General features: G+C 43.2%; 20 protein-coding genes and 1 pseudogene. 19 read left to right on the top strand and 2 right to left on the bottom strand.

The annotated features are described in order from the left end of the window. Positions 1-484: 484 nt before the first annotated feature. From F456_RS25070 to F456_RS0106125, 9 genes and pseudogenes are all read left to right on the top strand, one after another. Positions 485-727: pseudogene (locus F456_RS25070) on the top strand (hypothetical protein); the annotation flags it as partial. Between the two features lie 108 nt (positions 728-835). Continuing rightward, entirely contained in the window at positions 836-1,003 is a 168-nt protein-coding gene (locus tag F456_RS24730) for a hypothetical protein (protein WP_018976117.1), read from the top strand. A gap of 126 nt (positions 1,004-1,129) precedes the next feature. After that, positions 1,130-1,630, top strand: a complete 501-nt coding sequence (locus tag F456_RS0106095; protein WP_018976118.1) for a GNAT family N-acetyltransferase — start codon at positions 1,130-1,132, stop codon at positions 1,628-1,630. A gap of 29 nt (positions 1,631-1,659) precedes the next feature. Next, positions 1,660-2,286 carry a Type 1 glutamine amidotransferase-like domain-containing protein gene (locus F456_RS0106100; RefSeq protein WP_018976119.1) on the top strand — a complete coding sequence of 209 codons (627 nt, stop codon included), beginning with the start codon at positions 1,660-1,662 and terminating at the stop codon, positions 2,284-2,286. A 230-nt stretch (positions 2,287-2,516) separates the two neighbouring features. Continuing rightward, the gene (locus F456_RS0106105; protein WP_018976120.1) at positions 2,517-3,287 is read left to right on the top strand and encodes a hypothetical protein; all 771 of its coding nucleotides are present in this window, start codon (positions 2,517-2,519) and stop codon (positions 3,285-3,287) included. Between the two features lie 189 nt (positions 3,288-3,476). Further along, positions 3,477-3,851, top strand: coding sequence for a hypothetical protein (locus F456_RS0106110; protein ID WP_018976121.1), 375 nt, complete (start codon positions 3,477-3,479; stop codon positions 3,849-3,851). A 228-nt stretch (positions 3,852-4,079) separates the two neighbouring features. Beyond that, entirely contained in the window at positions 4,080-5,030 is a 951-nt protein-coding gene (locus tag F456_RS0106115; protein ID WP_018976122.1) for an ABC transporter ATP-binding protein, read from the top strand. A gap of 1 nt (position 5,031) precedes the next feature. Further along, positions 5,032-5,769 (top strand): ABC transporter permease, encoded by a 738-nt coding sequence (locus F456_RS0106120; protein WP_018976123.1) that lies wholly within the window; start codon positions 5,032-5,034, stop codon positions 5,767-5,769. Positions 5,770-5,934: 165 nt separating this feature from the next. Further along, positions 5,935-6,285: a VOC family protein gene (locus F456_RS0106125; protein WP_018976124.1), complete on the top strand. Its 351-nt coding sequence runs from the start codon at positions 5,935-5,937 to the stop codon at positions 6,283-6,285. 88 nt (positions 6,286-6,373) lie between these two features. Here F456_RS0106125 and F456_RS0106130 read toward each other — a convergent pair whose 3' ends face one another. Continuing rightward, a complete protein-coding gene (locus F456_RS0106130) occupies positions 6,374-6,604 on the bottom strand; it encodes a hypothetical protein (protein ID WP_018976125.1) in 231 nt (76 codons plus the stop codon). Positions 6,605-6,755: 151 nt separating this feature from the next. Here F456_RS0106130 and F456_RS21890 point away from each other — a divergent pair, with 151 nt between their 5' ends. The 4 genes from F456_RS21890 to F456_RS0106150 all read left to right on the top strand — a co-directional run bounded on the left by F456_RS21890 (position 6,756) and on the right by F456_RS0106150 (position 9,349). Next, positions 6,756-7,160: a YxiJ family protein gene (locus tag F456_RS21890; RefSeq protein WP_018976126.1), complete on the top strand. Its 405-nt coding sequence runs from the start codon at positions 6,756-6,758 to the stop codon at positions 7,158-7,160. Positions 7,161-7,229: 69 nt separating this feature from the next. Continuing rightward, positions 7,230-7,394, top strand: coding sequence for a hypothetical protein (locus F456_RS24250; protein WP_018976127.1), 165 nt, complete (start codon positions 7,230-7,232; stop codon positions 7,392-7,394). Positions 7,395-7,624: 230 nt separating this feature from the next. Continuing rightward, positions 7,625-8,407, top strand: coding sequence for a class I SAM-dependent methyltransferase (locus F456_RS0106145; RefSeq protein ID WP_018976128.1), 783 nt, complete (start codon positions 7,625-7,627; stop codon positions 8,405-8,407). 315 nt (positions 8,408-8,722) lie between these two features. Further along, the gene (locus F456_RS0106150) at positions 8,723-9,349 is read left to right on the top strand and encodes a GyrI-like domain-containing protein (RefSeq protein WP_018976129.1); all 627 of its coding nucleotides are present in this window, start codon (positions 8,723-8,725) and stop codon (positions 9,347-9,349) included. Between the two features lie 180 nt (positions 9,350-9,529). Here the strand turns inward: F456_RS0106150 and F456_RS0106155 are convergent, their stop codons facing one another. Further along, a complete protein-coding gene (locus F456_RS0106155) occupies positions 9,530-9,964 on the bottom strand; it encodes an SET domain-containing protein (protein WP_018976130.1) in 435 nt (144 codons plus the stop codon). Between the two features lie 180 nt (positions 9,965-10,144). On the opposite strand from F456_RS0106155, the gene F456_RS21895 reads away from it, so the two are divergent. The 6 genes from F456_RS21895 (at position 10,145) to F456_RS0106190 (ending at position 15,332) form a co-directional block, all read left to right on the top strand. Beyond that, a complete protein-coding gene (locus tag F456_RS21895) occupies positions 10,145-10,675 on the top strand; it encodes an AAA family ATPase (protein WP_018976131.1) in 531 nt (176 codons plus the stop codon). A gap of 722 nt (positions 10,676-11,397) precedes the next feature. Next, positions 11,398-11,892: a GNAT family N-acetyltransferase gene (locus F456_RS0106170; protein WP_018976133.1), complete on the top strand. Its 495-nt coding sequence runs from the start codon at positions 11,398-11,400 to the stop codon at positions 11,890-11,892. 376 nt (positions 11,893-12,268) lie between these two features. After that, on the top strand, positions 12,269-12,856 hold the full coding sequence (locus F456_RS24525) for an HD domain-containing protein (RefSeq protein WP_169577832.1): 588 nt from the start codon (positions 12,269-12,271) through the stop codon (positions 12,854-12,856). A gap of 66 nt (positions 12,857-12,922) precedes the next feature. Further along, positions 12,923-13,408 carry a P-loop NTPase family protein gene (locus F456_RS0106180; RefSeq protein WP_018976135.1) on the top strand — a complete coding sequence of 162 codons (486 nt, stop codon included), beginning with the start codon at positions 12,923-12,925 and terminating at the stop codon, positions 13,406-13,408. A gap of 207 nt (positions 13,409-13,615) precedes the next feature. Beyond that, complete coding sequence (locus F456_RS0106185; protein WP_018976136.1) at positions 13,616-14,503, top strand: class I SAM-dependent methyltransferase; 888 nt, start codon at positions 13,616-13,618, stop codon at positions 14,501-14,503. Positions 14,504-14,777: 274 nt separating this feature from the next. Continuing rightward, positions 14,778-15,332 (top strand): GrpB family protein, encoded by a 555-nt coding sequence (locus F456_RS0106190; RefSeq protein WP_018976137.1) that lies wholly within the window; start codon positions 14,778-14,780, stop codon positions 15,330-15,332. The last annotated feature ends 10 nt before the right edge of the window (positions 15,333-15,342 follow it).

The following is a 15,342-nucleotide window of genomic DNA, read 5'->3' on the forward strand; positions in this document are numbered from 1 at the left end:
ACGGTTTATACATACAATCGTGGTAGGAAAGAAAAGCAGCAGCCACACTTTTACCTTTAGCCACGTCAATACTGAGTACCGGTTGATTCATGAGGACCTCCTTAATTTCACTGGAGCCAGCACTTTCGTTCTCCACAGGTTGGCACGGTGATGCGGGCTCTAGGCCCAACCAGCTAAATCGGGGTATGAACAAAAGGCAAGGGCTTATAACACTTTACAAGACGGGATCGGTGTCCCAACAAAATATGCGTTATTCCACCCAGTGTTTTCTCCAGTATAAAGAAAAAGTTCATCCCCAAACTAGCCGGGATGAACTGAGAATACCAACAATATATTCACGCGGCGGGCCATACGGCCCTGGGTCCGACATCCGTCGGACACCCGGCATACGCCGAGTCGTGAATACAGGAACGTTCTGTGAAATCAGTGCAAAGATAATATTGAAAACCTCATAAAGGAGGAATAGCTTATAAAGATCCGCATTATAGGAGCATGTGGAAGTGGGAAATCTTATATCGCTAGAGAACTATCGAAGAAATATGGAATCGAATATTATGAACTTGATAATTTAGTGTGGGATAGAAGTCATCCCAATCGTAGATACCCTACAAAAATCAGAGATTCCAAACTAAACGAAATTTTACATAGGGAATCTTGGATTATAGAAGGAGTACACCATAAGTGGGGACATGAGAGCTTCAAGAGGGCAGATTTAATTTATATAATAAAACCAAATAAAATTCAAAGGGACTATAGAGTAATAAGAAGATTTATTCGAACACGATTAGGTTTAGAGCAGAGTAATTATAGACAAACTTATAAGGATCTATATCAAATGTTATTTGTATGGAATAGGGAATTTGACAAAGACAGTATAAAAGAAATTATAGAGATGACAGGAGTATATTCAGAGAAAAGAATAATAGTAAGAACCAACAAACAATTATTAAAACAAACCGAACAATTTTGGGAAGTAACGCAAGAAAGCAATGATTTTATATAACATAGTATTCACGCTACGAGCATTCGCTCTTAATTCGGCCTATGCCGGACACCTAGCACGTAAATAGAGAAACGTTAGACAAAATACTTGAATCATTAGTAATTCTATTGGATTGGAGATGGTGAAGTGCTAGAGACTGAAAGACTGATTTTTCGAAGTTATTCGAGTGATGATCTCCATTTACTATTAGAGATGACAAGTAATCCGGATATTATGAAATTTATTCGGCATGGAAATCCATGGACAAAAGAAGAAGCGATAGAGAGCCTTAACCGGTATATCGGTTGGAATAATGAAGGAATTGGTTTATATCTAGCTTTTAATAAGCAAAATAGTAAATTGGTTGGTCACTCTGGGTTGATCCCACAAATCATTGAGGACATTAATGAGCTTGAGGTTGGATATTGGGTGGTCAAAGATGAATGGGGTAAGGGCTATGGCCTTGAGCAAGCCAAAGCCTGGAAAGAGTACGGATTAATGGATCTTGAGCATCCCCGATTAATTTCCTTAATTCAAAACGGCAATATTGGTTCAATAAAAGTTGCGGAGAAGAACGGAATGAAACACGAGAAAGATATTGAACTACTTGGAAAAAGAGTGGCTGTCTATTCAATCTGCATTACCTAAATAAACTATTATTTAAAGGCGGGATTTCAATGGGCAGCTTGTTATTAACCTGTTGCGGTTTTTACACTGAAGATATCAAGAATCAATTCCTGAATTTTATTGATAGAGATATTTCTCAATTAAAAGTCTCTATTATCACAACAGCATCCCCTATGAAAGAAAATAATAGATATGCACAAAAGGCAATGCAAGATTTCAAGGACATGGGGTTTCAGCATATTAAGTTTGTAGATATAGAATTTGATGACCCACAAGTTCTTGTACATAGAGATGTTATATATATCAATGGTGGAAATCCATTTACATTATTGTATTACGCTAAGAAAAGCGGTGCTGATGAAATGATAAAATCACTGGCCGCCCAGAATGTAATTATAGTCGGAGTAAGTGCGGGAACGTTATTACTGGGGCCGAATATTAACATTGTCGATTTTTTTACTCCACAGATGAACACAATAGGGTTAACGGATTTTAAGGCATTGGGTGTAACCGACAAGCTTATTTTTCCTCACTATGATAGAGAGGACGTATTTAAAGATTGTACTAATAAAACAATTGAAGAGAGAATAGTAGAATTTGAATCTAATGAGAACTGTATGGTGACAAGGCTTAAAGATGAAGAATATATCTCAATCTCAATGAACCAAGCACATTGAAAGTCGTGAATTCATTAAAAGCAGCTCAAAGAATCCCCTAAAATCTGCTAACACCGTATTCACGCTGCAGGACTACGCCCCTTGGTCTGCCAGCGGAATTTCGAGGAAATAGTATCCAGTAGACAACTCCTGCGAGGCTAAGTCTTCGACCCGCTCACTCCTTTAAGCTTCTCGGGTTCGTGAATACAACAACGTTAACCAAAAGAAGTCTTAGTTTAGGAGGAGTCTATATGATATTGGAAAAAGTTATAGATAGAGTTGTCATACAAAGTGAATATAAGGATTTTGTTGATAAGTATATCGATCAAATACTCACTGAATTTAAAGGTAAGATTCATAGCATTTATATGTGTGGCTCGATTCCAAAAGGAGCGGCTAGACCTTTTGAGTCAGACGCAGACTTTACTGTTTTATGTGTAAATCCCAATGATATTGATTATGAAAGATTGTCAGTTATTAAAGACAGGCTTCTGGAAGAATATCCGGTAGTAACTAAGATTGATACGATCATTTGCTCGATTGACGATGTGTTAAGTAAACCGAGTGAGTGGGGTTTTTGGGTTAAGATCATTTGCGTTTGCATGTATGGTCAAGACATTGGTGAAAAAGTGCCATCGATAATTATTTCTCCAGCATTCATTTTGGATTTAAATACAGAAACCAAGAATGAAGTAGATCATAGACGGCGTTTACTTTCTAATGCTAATGATCACACAATGAAAACTAGATTAATTAAAGGTTACTCTAAGCGATTAATTCGTGCCTTATACTCGTTGGTTTTAGAAGATACAGGTGTATGGGAAGATGACATGTTTAAGATGAAGAATGCCATATTAAATTATTGTGAGATTGACTCTGCTTTAGTTAATTATCTGTATGCTTGTTACTTGGATAGTAATCATGTACTTGTTGAAGAGTTTCTGAGAATTGCGGATGAAGTATATAGCTATTTTGAAAAGGCCTTGAATACAATGGCTGCTTCTAAAACTTCCTTCGACTAACACCCTGTTGACGCTCCGGGTCCCTCTAAGAAATGAGAGATATGGTCGTGGATTCAGAATCTTATGCATTGTGGGACTACATTTTTGAATAATGATTTTTGGAACTTTTAATAGGGCATTGCTTGAAGTGCTTCAAAAGATGAGTTTAGTTCGAAAGCTATAAGTTCAAGTTCTTTAAGGAGTGATTGGATGAGAATCTTTAATTTTGATAAGGATAGCGGTAGAGAAATCACTAATTTTGATAGTAAAGATGCCATTTTCTCAAGAATCATTCAACATAACAAACCGATACATATAGGATGTTTTCATATAGGGTCTGAAGGAGTTGTAGGATCACATCCAGCAGCGGTGCATCAATTATTTTTAGTGTTGAATGGTCAAGGTTGGGTAGTCGGTAAAGAGGGGATTCAATATCGTATTCAATCGGGGAGAGCCGCCTATTGGGAACCCGAAGAAATACATGAATCGGGATCGGAAGAAGGAATGACAGTGATTGTAATTATTGTAATTGAAGGCGAAGATTTAGAACCTATGATGACAGAAATTGAATGGCTTGAAGGTTGATTTGGAGAAGAAGCAACATCCTATAACACAGCATTCATGCTGCGGGCATACGTCCTAGCTCTTGAAAACAAGAACATGGAATGAAACTTATAGTAATTTAAGTGTTGATCTAACGTAATAAACAAACAGGGAGTTTATGAAAAAGAATATAACTACATGACAGGTTTGAGAGTTTTATAGATAAGAATAAAGAGTAGAAGAATCTTTTCCAGCCCAAGGAGGGAGAATTTGAATACGATACTTTCGGTGCGGCATTTGTCAAAGGAGATTAAAGGCAGATCGATTGTAAAAGATATATCGTTTGACGTTTTAGAAGGAGAAATAGTCGGGCTGCTTGGTGCCAATGGAGCAGGCAAGACAACGATTATGAAAATGATTGTCGGATTGAGCAAAATAAGTGCAGGAGATGTCTGGATTGCGGGAAACAGCATGAAGACCCAATTCTCCAAAGCTCTTGATAACCTTGGGGCAGTAATTGAAGCTCCCGCCTTTTATCCTTATCTGAGAGGATACGAAAATTTGCGTCAATACCAGCGTCTGCATAAAAACACGTCTAAAGACTGGCTGTTGGAAGTTGCAAATCTCGTCGGAATTGACCATGCGCTGAAGCAGCGGGTAGGTACTTATTCTCTGGGGATGAAACAGCGTCTGGGCATTGCGCAGGCCTTGTTGAAGAAGCCGAAGTTACTTGTGCTGGATGAACCGTTGAACGGTCTCGATCCCGCCGGCGTGCGAGAAACGCGGAACTATTTAAGCAAGATTGCTTCAGAGTTAGGCGTATCGGCTCTGATCTCCAGTCATCAACTGTCCGAAATCGAGCAGATGGCCAGTCGTGTGATCGTCATTCAAGAGGGAAGCCTGATGATCGAACAACAAATTGGGTATGAGGCAGGTGACGGCGGACTTCAACTCACGCTGCATGTCAATGACCTTGAAAAAACAAGCAAAGTCTTAGCTGAATTTTTAGGAGAACATTATCACTCCCTCACAAACCAACAAGCAGAAGAGCTGCCCGGCGGACTGTACGCGGTTTTCCTTACACTTGAGGAGGAACAGGTTCCAAGGCTGATTCGAACCCTATGCAGCGAAGGAGTAGACGTTCATCGGGTACAACCGGTGAATTCGAGCCTGGAGGAGAAGTTCTTGCAGTGGACAACCAAACGCGGCGAGGTGAGTTGAATTGGTTCGGAATGAATGTCTGAAGATTGTAAACAAAAAAATCTTTATCCTGTCGTTGATTGGACTTGTGGGAGCAGCGATCCTATTATCCAGTACATATTCTCAGGATCTTATGTCTGAAGTCAATATGCCTCAAATAATGGATGGAGTAGTTGGAGCGTTAGGCATGCTGGTGGTTGTCCCTTGGGCAATTCTCGTATCTCCTTCCATTTGGACGGATGAATATCAATACAGTACCTTAAAACAGCTGTTTTTACATAGCTCTTCGCGTTCAAAACTGTATGCAGGAAAAGTGACTGCGATGATGCTGCAGATTGTCACAGGCGTTTGCTGTGTAGGTCTTGCAGCCTTTTTATCGCTTTTTCTTACGGGTGCGTCCAGTATGCAGTGGGAACACTCCATAATAGCCGTTTATTCGTGTGCAGCACTTATATGGCAGTGCTTTCTATATGCAGGCTTGGCCTCTTTGATTGGGATCTGGACGAGATCGGCAGCGATCGGAGTTGGCGGGGGATTAGTTTTGTATTTTATGCAGCTGCTCTTTGGCGGCGGCCTCATTTCAGCTTCATGGACTCATCTTCTATTTATTCATCACGATGATTTAAGTCTTTACTGGCGTGATCCGCAGTATAAAGAGCAATTGCCAGGCATAACGGGATCCCTTGTTGTCGATGCCCTTTACATGCTGCTTTTCTTTGGAATTGGGTTATGGTTATTTGTTAAAGAAAGATCGGAGTAAATAAGGTTCAATGTTTCAAGCAGAGACTATGAATTCGGCAAAGTGAAATACGTGCACGCTGGGAAAATCAGCAGAAGAGAAAAATAAAAAAAGCATTTACATGAGAACATACATTCGGTAAGATGTTAATATATGGATAGGTATAATACGATTGGAGGATGGACTATGGGACGGGTTGTATTATTTGAAATGAGCAGTCAGGACCCTGACAAGTCAGCAAAATTTTATTCATCGGTGTTTGGATGGAAAGTTGGAGAATCTAACTGGGGTTACTGCCCTGTAGAAACAGGAACAAACGATAAACCAGGAATTGACGGAGGAATAGCTCAAGGTCCTAATGATTTTCCTCATGGTACTAGGGTTCAAATTAAAGTCGAAAATATCGAAGATTCGATCAACCAAGCGAAAAGAATGGGGGGCGAAGTTGTTAGAGATAAGATGGAGTTTGATAACTATTATTTAGCGTATCTCGTAGATCCGGTTGGTATCGGGTTTGGGCTTATCCAATATAAATGATAAATTAGGTAAGAGTCTGCTTCATTGGCAGACTCTTTATTGTCCATACTAATGAAAAATACTTAAATACATATGTGAGTCGCTAACTTTAATATTCGGATTTCTTCCCACTAGACTTAAACCTATACAGAATACGCAAAAGGCAGGAAAGCATCATCATTCCAAAAGCAATACGACTCAATGCGGCTTGCGGCTGCTGCATATCAATGCTTAGTGTGTACATGAGCAAAGCAGCAGCAGTTAAAAACAAAATAACATCTAACGCTGTCCAAAATTTTTTTGAGAAAGATGATTTTCTTGTGGTGGAAAGGTTGTTCATGAGCGCTCCTCCTTTTAAATGTAAGCCTTCTCTTTCTTGAACGATTCGGTAACCAAAAAAGTTTGCACCATAGTTTAACATATACAAATTAAATGCAGCATCGAAACGTCCATAGATATAGTAGGGTTCAAATTGAAGAGGAGGCGAATATTTGGAGAGTAAGATTGAAGAGGTGTTGGAACTTTATCGTTCTGAAGGAGCAAAACGTCAATTCCCTCATGAAGATTTTGACCATTTGGAAGATGACTTTGCAGAGGAGTTCAAAAGGTATGTTCCTGGAGAAATCATACGTGCGGATTTCATTACGTTCCTGTCTTTTACTTGCGGGCTGTCTGCCGGAGGAATTATTCAGAGACTTGAAGATCCATTAGAACGATATCGAACAAGGGAATGGTTGAGCAAATCTTTTTTTGAATGGTTTCCCAAGTACCGCTTTCTCGAAAGATACGATTTAAGTGAATATGAGACGCTGCACCAAGAATGGAGCATGGTGAATGCGTTAAGAAAGAAACTGATCGAGTTGATTGATTTGAAAGACAAAAAAACTTGCGAATAAGTCTACGAGGAGGTCTACGGTGTGGAATGCAGTCAGTACGACATTTAGCTTGATAGGGGAGAACAGCCAATGAAAAAGATTACGTTAAGCGTCTTCTATGTTCTTATTTTTATAATTGGCTTGATGATTATAGGAATAGGAACCTTACCAACTGCGTTTGCTTTTCCTTATAATGTCGGACCTAATTCCGGACCCTTCAAGCTTATGGGAATTAATTCTGACGATGGCTTATGATGATTGGGCATTTCTGCTAATTGTTGGGCTAATAATGTGTCTGATCTCCGTATTCTCTCTGCTGAAGCTGCGAAGGCGTCGATCCTTATTGTAATCGCCTCGCTGTTTTCCAGCATTGCCCCAGCCTGCTTATTCCCTGTCGCTATAGCTTCAGTTGGAAAAACCTATTTCCTATTCCTGTCGAACGAACGGATAATAGGAACAAGTTCAAGCAGAGAGGATGAGCGGCAATGGGAAAAGTGGGCGTGGGACAAAAGTGGGATGCCAAGCATTACGACGAACAGATCGGCTATGTATCCAAGCATGGAATGGGACTGGTGGAGCTGCTGCAGCCGCAGGCAGGCGAACGAATCATTGATCTGGGCTGCGGTACAGGCGATTTGTCCGAACAAATTCGGCAGGTTGGCGCTTATTGCGCAGGGATGGACTATTCGCCGGAGATGATCGAGGCTGCCCGGGAAAAGTATCCGCATGGTTACTTCCGGGTGGCAAATGCAGAGGAATTCCGCTTGGATCCGGGCGAGCAGCTGTATGATGCCGTATTCTCCAACGCGGCGCTGCACTGGATGAAGCGGCCCGAGGCCGTGATCGAGTCCATCGAAAAAGCGCTGCGGCCCGGCGGCCGTTTCGTCGCAGAGTTTGGCGGCAGCGGCAATGTTGGCGCGATCGTACAGGCGCTGACGAACGAGCTGGACCGACTCGGAACCGATTGGGAAGCGCGTTTCCCGTGGTATTTTCCGTCGGTGGGACAATACACGCCCCTGTTGGAAAAACACGGCTTCGAAGTGCGCTACGCCGAGCTGTACGATCGTCCAACCCCGCTGGGAAGCGGAGGAGACGGCTTGAACAATTGGCTCCAGGCTTTTGCCGGATCGCTGCTGGCAGGCATCGACCCGCAGCAGCAGGCAGAGATTGTGGCTAACTGTGCAAGTGCGCTGGAACCAAGTCTGTATCAAAACGGAGAATGGATTGCGGATTACCGGAGACTCCGAATTGTGGCAGTGAAGAAATAAGCAGATTGCCTATGGGACAATGGAAGCCCGAGTGCCTGTAGGAAGTAGGAAAGGCTGCTTCGAAAAAACATAATCAATTAAAAAGCCCGCACTTTTGTGCAGGCTTTTTTACTACCTCAAAGCGATCGGCAGTTGTATAATCATGGAAGAATAAGGCCTCTCCTATAGTTCTTGCATAAATCAGCTTACTGATGATCAGAGTCCAAAACATGCCAATGCTTCGCGTATTTTATCAAAGTTTGAAATAGGAGGAAAATAAATCAGTTTGGACAAAGTAATCTACAGGAAATTGACTAGACAGGAGCTGAAAAGGTTATGAATAACAAAATCCATTACAAAAAAGATTACAAGTCATTCTATCAGCCCAAGGCAGTCCCGGAAGTTCTACATATTCCTGCTATGCCGTTTCTGACGATAGAAGGCAGCGGAGATCCCAATGAGGAACCGTTTGCTCAAGATACGGCGGCTTTGTACAGCTTGAGCTACGCGGTAAAAATGTCTTACAAAAGCGACAACGTGCCGACCGGGTACTACGAATATACGGTGTTTCCGCTTGAGGGAATTTGGGACCTGGTCGATCGTACCAAAACGGCAGTGGATAAAAGCAACCTGAAGTATAAAATCATGATCCGCCAGCCGGACTTTTTGACCCAAGAAGGATTTATACATTTTCTCGAACAAACCCGGAGAAAAAAGCCCAACCCGGCGCTGGATCGCGTCTGTTTTGAAGAGATTGAAGACGGAACCAGCTGTCAGATGCTTCATGCAGGCAGTTTTGAACATGAACCGGCCAGTTTTGCCCAAATGGAGGCTTTCTGCGCAGATAACGGCTGGACGCGTACAAGCAAGCTTCATCGGGAGATTTATTTGTCGGATCCGAGAAAAACAATACCGGAGAAAAGAAAGACTGTGCTGCGGTTTAAAGTAGAAGAAAATAAATAAAAACGATGAGTAAAAACAATTATTCATACTCTCAAGAACAGGTGGTCAGCAGAAGCTCAACTTAAAAAGAAAAGCTGGTCCGCAAAGCAATTTCGCTTTGACGGCCGGCTTTTCTTATCTCTATTTACAGGTAGTGAAATTTGCTTTCAGGCAGTAAAGTGTGTTCATTAAAATGAAGCTTTATGCTTTGTTTTTATCTTTACCTTCATTTTCGTCTTTCTCTTCGCCTGATTCGGCCTGTTCTTCCATAAACCACAGCGGATCGTCGCAGTCTTCTTCGCCGTTGTAGTTGATCAGAATCTCTTCTCCGGCTTTGATGTCGGTATACGCATAGAAATCGAACGTATGCTTCTCGAAGCTGATTTCGTACGTCGCGTTCGGCGTGTACGAATGGTTGAGCAGGCTGCCATAACCAAGTAGAATAGCCGTGTGATTGGCACCGTATTCGAATACATAATCAGCCAGAATTGTTTTCTCAATATGTTCGTGATCGTCGTTGTCGTAAGCCACGACAGGGGCTTCGTGAATCAGCTCGCCTTTGGCAATATCGCGCGTCGCGAAAACGCCGCGTGTAAATTCGCCTCCGCTGAGTTGGGAATGTCTGATCTCAATCATGGGGTCACCTTCGCAATTCCTGGAATGGATAAATCCGCCCGTTTGGGCATATCGATAATTGTAGCCCAACCAGTGCAGAACGGCAAGGAATCAAGAAATCGAATAAACAATGAATTTACTAAAAATAAAAATCATAAAAATAGGACTTATATGAATTTAGCGTGTGAAGGAGAGACAGTAATGATCATATGGATTAATGGTGCATTTGGTTCCGGCAAGACGACAACGGCCGAAAAACTTCATCAACGTATTCCAGGTTCTTTTTTCTATGATCCGGAGCAGGCGGGTTATTTCATACGGGACAATATTCCTGCAAGCCTGCACAAAAGTGATTTTCAGGATCATGCACTGTGGCGGAAAATTAATCTTTCTATGCTGAGTACCTTTGCCCGCGAGTACAAGGGAACCATTATCGTGCCTATGACGCTCGTAAGTCCCCAGTATTTTGACGAACTGATTGGGGGACTACGTGCGCAGGGGATCGAAGTCCGGCATTTTGCACTGCTCGCCCGCAAGGAAACGCTGCTTCAGCGTCTGCTGGGCCGAGGCGAAGATCCTGATGCGTGGTGTATAGCCCAGATTGATCGCTGTTTATCTGCGCTGTCGCAGGAGGAATTCAGCATTCCTATTTTTACCGATGAGCTAACGCCTGGGGAAGTGGCCAACACAATTGCAGCTGCATGCGGCATAGAATTAACGGAAGTTGGATAAAAAGCATAGGACGAATAGTGCTCTTCCCGGGGACTAATCGTTCAAATTATGAGAGTAAACGTTCACTGTCTGGGAATGAACAATCAGATTCTTTCACCAACTAGTAATCAACTGCTCGAATAAGAATAGGAAGGCTGGCGATAATAGATTGTGTTGATGAATATTCCTACTCGTATGCAAAAATATATCGATGACATGGCTGCTGGTGGAAAAACAACGTTTGCTCAGGGTTTGTCTGCTCGTCATGTAACGCAAGAGCAAGCTGGTGCGTTTATATAGGATGAACAAAGAAACAGAGAGGAGCATTAGTCATGCGAAAAGGCTTCTTTTTCTTATTGGTCTTCCTATTCCTACTCGGCGGCTGCTCCAAAGCAGAGTCGGTAGAATCGGTGAAGCTGGAGTGCTTGAATCGGAATAATGACTTCGCTTGTACAGATTTTGAATCGCAAGATTAAGAAGTTACAAGTGCATTCGAAAAAGCGATTAAACATGCCAAAAAATTCCCGGGTATATTGGATTATTCCGCGGAATATGAAATGACTCTGATCTCTTCAGAAAATGAGCAGGGTTATGCTTTGTCGCTTGGGTCAGATCCAAAAATGAATGGTCTTTTAGTCAAGGACTCCAATTCGTATCAAGGCTATTCAATTCCGTTGAAAGATGCGGAAAAGCTGAGAGATATTTTGGGGAAATAAAGGAAAGCGATAAGGAGCATACAGACGATGCATCAATCTTCAACCATTCAACTCAGACCCATAACCATAGATGATTTCGATACTATTCTATGCTGGAGCCGCGATGATTCATTTTGCCTGGCTAATGGATGGGAAACAAACCGAGACGAAGAAGAACTTCGGAGATGGTGGTCCTACTGCGTGCATATGAAAAAAGAAACTTTTACAAGAATCGGTATACAATGGGAAAGTAGGCTGATTGGTTATGGTGACTTGGCCGGGATCGGAAATGGCTGTGCCGAATTGGGGATCGCGATTGGTGAAAGTAATTTATGGGGAAAAGGAATTGGGCACCAAGCTGCACTAAGCATAGTCGAATATGGAAGAGAGACGTACGCGCTTACTACTTTTACAGCGGAAACCCATGAGTCGAATAAGCGGTCGCGGCGAATGTTGGAGAAAATCGGATTTGAAGAAATAAGCCGGAACGGATTTGAAGAATATGCCGGGAAAATCGAACAGCTGATCCAATATCGGCTGTAAGGAAACTAATCTGCATGAATAAGGAGTTCTGAATGTTATGTACGCATCACGATTAATCTACAGGGAATCCCAGAAAAAACTGGCTGAAATGACAGACGGATTGGAATCGGAAGTTTCGGAGAAACTGTCCTTCCTTTTCGGAGAAGTCATTAAAAATCACGAAGCCTTCTTGAAGAGAGAAATTCTGAACCTGAAAAATGCCAAAAAGCAAGTGACCGAAGATTGCGAAAAACTATCTAAAAAAGAAAACACTAAAAAAGAAATCAAAAGCCTCAAAAAATATCGATCCAAAACAGACCGGAAAATAAAACGGTTGGAAAACTTTTTGGGAACGACAGATTTTAAAAAAAAGTTAGAGAAAAAAAGCGAAAAAATTATGCTGCATTCCAAATGTGTATATGTCATCGCCAAAGAAATCAACAGCCGAATTGAAGAACAAACGGACGAGAAAATGATCGAATACGCCACCATGATGCACGATGCAATTAAGTTAATCGATTCTTCGTACAAACATTCGATCAAGTCAAGCCGGCTGCTTAAAGATTTGACCGGAGAACGTTTCTTTGAAGAGGCCTTAACAGAGATTGAACTACACAAGATTGCGAGAGCCATTACGCTGCATAATAAAAGAGAAAAAATCTATAAAGGTACCCGGTATACCGAGGAAGAACGGCTGGCCTGCATTTTGCATGATGCGGATAAGATATCGAAAATATTCAAAAAAAGCTCGTGGAAGAAAAAAGGGAAGTACCTTAAAGTAAAAAAATACGAGAAAGTGCAGAAAAAGATTCGCAAAACGCTGCTTTTTATCGAATCCGAGAAGCTGCTCGAAGAGTATCGGAGACAGATCATATCGAGAGAGCGCGATTCGTTAAGACTCTACAAATTTATTACGCTCAAAAAAGACTTCCAACCAGCCAACCAACCGCAGGTCGTCAAAGCATCTGCTCGAATACAGGCGTGAGAGAACTGCTCTGCGATGAATGTCTGCCGAAGCTTCACCGCTGGACTTTGATTAAAAAGACATGTCATGATCGAGCTGCTGAAAAATGGGGTTTTGGAGCATATGGAGCTGCCGGTGATCCATCTGGACAGTCATTACTGGCAGGCCGGCTGGACGCCGACTCCTAACGATGAGTGGGATAAGTTTCTTAAGGAAACGGTAAGCGGAGAGGAATGGATCGTGGACGGCAATTATACCCGAACACTGGATATCCGGCTGCAAGCGTCGGACACGATTGTTTTTCTGGATATGCGGAGGCTGCTGTGCATGTACCGGATTATCAAGAGACGGCTGATGTACCATGGCAAATCTCGTCCCGACCTGAATGAAGCCTGCGAAGAGAAGCTGGACGCCGAATTTTTTGTCTGGGTCTGGAACTATAGAAAAAAAGTCCGTCCTAAAGTGTTGGAAGCGATCCGTCAGCACGGGGAGGGCAAGCAGACGGTCATTTTGACATCCAGGAAAGAAGTTGAGGTTTTTTTTGAACAGTATTTAAGAATGATAGGAAGTTAGGAAGAGAAGTCCTATCCTGTCTGTACATATCTTTCAGATTACTTTTGGTTTTAAGCCCTCTGCCTTCGGCAGAGGCTTTTTGCATAGGGAGCCAAACCTTCTCATCTCCACACAAAAAGGTTGCCAGACTGTATAAACTCATCTATTATAGATATATTATATCTATAATAGATTTGATCAAACCGTGAAAGGTCAAGGTGAATTGACATGAAAGCATTTTTCAATCCAACAGTATGGGAGCAGGAATGGAAAGAGTATCGTGACGGCGCAGCAGCTCGGATGCGGAGATCGGGAATCGATCCGGCGACCGCCTTTAACGCCAAAGCCCAGAAGTTCAACGAGCAGTCGTTTAATGAAGAAGGAAGAAAACGCAGCACAAGAATTGTGAATTGGCTTGAAAGCCGCGGCGTAAACTTCAAAGGAGCGTCGGTGCTGGATGTCGGTGCGGCTTCGGGCGTGTTCACAGTGCCTTTTGCCGAACGGGGAGCCAACGTCACCGCATTCGAATCTTCGCCGCCTCAGGTCGAACTGTTGAAGCGGAACACTGCCCGTTTTACGGAAAATAAAGTGGAGATCGTTTCGGGACAGTTTGAAGAAATCAATATTCGGCAAAAAGGCTGGGATCGGGCATTTGACCTGGTCTTCGTCTCCATGTGCCCGGTCGTTCATGATTGGGACAGTGTAGAACACATTTTAAGCTGCGCCCGCAAGTTCGCTTATATCAGTATGCCGGTCAGCTCGTCGGAGAACAGCTTGGTTAATGAAGTAACACCGCTGATTACGGGCAGGCCATTTGAGGCAAAAGTGACGGAAATGGGTTATCTGCTGCATCTGCTCTGCCTCAAAGGCTGCGCTTACGAGACGCTGGTCACACGCGAGCTGAAAACGACCGAGCACACGCATAAGGAAGCTCTAGAGGAGGCCATGATGTGGCTGCGCCATCATGATCTGCCTGCGGATGAGCGGAGCCGGAGCATCGTCGAAGAACATCTGAAGCGAAATTATCCGGAAGACAAGGTTCAGGTCCATCAAGGAGGGCGCTTTGGTAAAGTATTGATTCGGCTGGAGGATCAGAGCATGTACGTGGGCGAATAAATACGCAGTAAAATCGTACAGCAGCCAGAAAGGTGCTGAGCGACTCGGCAATTAATAAGGATGGGAATAAAGAGGCTCAATAAAAACGGTACATTCACCCTTTTGGGATAATGTACCGTTTTTCCGTTTACTTGGTGACAAGCTGGTAATGGAGTACACTGAAGAGGACTAAAGATGCTTTCGCTTTCTGCCTGCTTATCCCGATCATACAGCAGCGGAATAGAACGAGGCGGCAAGCTGGATGCTAAATACTGAATACGAAAGGAGCATTACAATGACCAACGAGCAGCCCAATGATTGGCCGGTCTGGGCGACGGAATCGGTAGAGATCAAGTCTGCCGATCCAGCGTGGGTGGAAAAAGGAAAAGCGGAAGCTGCACGTCTGCGCGAACTTCTGGCTTCTTACGGCGTGAGCGAAGTTGAGCATATCGGAAGCACCTCCATTCCCGGTCTGCCGGCCAAACCAATTCTCGATCTGATGGCGCAAATTCCGTCTTATGCACAACTGGAGGTCGTCATTCAACATTTAAGTGAGGAGGATTGGCATTACGTCCCAGCCGAGTTGGACGGACACGAATGGCGCCGTTTTTTCGTCAAAGTGGAGAATGATCGGCGCAAATGCCATCTTCATCTGATCCAGGAGCATGAAGAACGCTGGCACGTCCAACTTCGTTTTCGAGACGTCTTGCGGCAGCGGCCGGATCTTGTTGGAGAGTACGCGCAGCTGAAAATGGAATTGGCAGAACGCTACCGGGACGACCGGGAAGCTTATACACAGGCGAAAAGCGTGTTTATCGGACGCGTACTGGCAGATGGGGAAGTCATGTGAGAAAGGGAGT

Source organism: Saccharibacillus kuerlensis DSM 22868, from assembly GCF_000378145.1.
Classification (GTDB): domain Bacteria; phylum Bacillota; class Bacilli; order Paenibacillales; family Paenibacillaceae; genus Saccharibacillus; species Saccharibacillus kuerlensis.

Coding starts and splice junctions, on each gene's coding strand:
- F456_RS24730 (WP_018976117.1), top strand. CDS start 836: ATGTTATTTGTATGGAATAGGGAATTTGACAAAGACAGTATAAAAGAA.
- F456_RS0106100 (WP_018976119.1), top strand. CDS start 1,660: ATGGGCAGCTTGTTATTAACCTGTTGCGGTTTTTACACTGAAGATATC.
- F456_RS0106105 (WP_018976120.1), top strand. CDS start 2,517: ATGATATTGGAAAAAGTTATAGATAGAGTTGTCATACAAAGTGAATAT.
- F456_RS0106110 (WP_018976121.1), top strand. CDS start 3,477: ATGAGAATCTTTAATTTTGATAAGGATAGCGGTAGAGAAATCACTAAT.
- F456_RS0106125 (WP_018976124.1), top strand. CDS start 5,935: ATGGGACGGGTTGTATTATTTGAAATGAGCAGTCAGGACCCTGACAAG.
- F456_RS0106130 (WP_018976125.1), bottom strand. CDS start 6,604: ATGAACAACCTTTCCACCACAAGAAAATCATCTTTCTCAAAAAAATTT.
- F456_RS24250 (WP_018976127.1), top strand. CDS start 7,230: ATGAAAAAGATTACGTTAAGCGTCTTCTATGTTCTTATTTTTATAATT.
- F456_RS0106145 (WP_018976128.1), top strand. CDS start 7,625: ATGGGAAAAGTGGGCGTGGGACAAAAGTGGGATGCCAAGCATTACGAC.
- F456_RS0106150 (WP_018976129.1), top strand. CDS start 8,723: ATGAATAACAAAATCCATTACAAAAAAGATTACAAGTCATTCTATCAG.
- F456_RS0106155 (WP_018976130.1), bottom strand. CDS start 9,964: ATGATTGAGATCAGACATTCCCAACTCAGCGGAGGCGAATTTACACGC.
- F456_RS21895 (WP_018976131.1), top strand. CDS start 10,145: ATGATCATATGGATTAATGGTGCATTTGGTTCCGGCAAGACGACAACG.
- F456_RS0106170 (WP_018976133.1), top strand. CDS start 11,398: ATGCATCAATCTTCAACCATTCAACTCAGACCCATAACCATAGATGAT.
- F456_RS24525 (WP_169577832.1), top strand. CDS start 12,269: ATGCTGCATTCCAAATGTGTATATGTCATCGCCAAAGAAATCAACAGC.
- F456_RS0106180 (WP_018976135.1), top strand. CDS start 12,923: ATGATCGAGCTGCTGAAAAATGGGGTTTTGGAGCATATGGAGCTGCCG.
- F456_RS0106185 (WP_018976136.1), top strand. CDS start 13,616: ATGAAAGCATTTTTCAATCCAACAGTATGGGAGCAGGAATGGAAAGAG.
- F456_RS0106190 (WP_018976137.1), top strand. CDS start 14,778: ATGACCAACGAGCAGCCCAATGATTGGCCGGTCTGGGCGACGGAATCG.